The organism is Salmonella sp. SAL4457, assembly GCF_046548235.1.
In the GTDB taxonomy this organism is placed as follows: domain Bacteria; phylum Pseudomonadota; class Gammaproteobacteria; order Enterobacterales; family Enterobacteriaceae; genus Salmonella; species Salmonella enterica.
The window spans coordinates 1-233 of record NZ_JBGDZO010001405.1 but is presented as its reverse complement, the minus strand read 5'-3'; the positions used below and the strand labels follow the sequence as shown (position 1 = coordinate 233).

The following is a 233-nucleotide window of genomic DNA, read 5'->3' as shown; positions in this document are numbered from 1 at the left end:
GCATGTGGCCGTTGTTCACCGCCCAGACATAGGTCATCCAGTTGCTGGCGATCAGCAGTCCGCTGGCGGCCAGCACGACGAAGCGCTGCGGATTCTGGCGCAGCTCGCGCCACCAGCCCGGGTGTTTCCAGAACAGCAGCAGGACGGCGCCGAACAGGGCCGACCAGACCGCGCGCTGGACGATGATTTCCACCGCGGGAATGCGTTCGAGCAGTTTGAAGTAGAGCGGGAAC

1 pseudogene is annotated in these 233 nt (G+C 64.4%); it reads right to left on the bottom strand.

Features of this window, described 5'->3' with window-relative positions:
- Nucleotides 1-233, bottom strand: a pseudogene (locus ACLJNW_RS28785) (EamA family transporter); the annotation flags it as partial.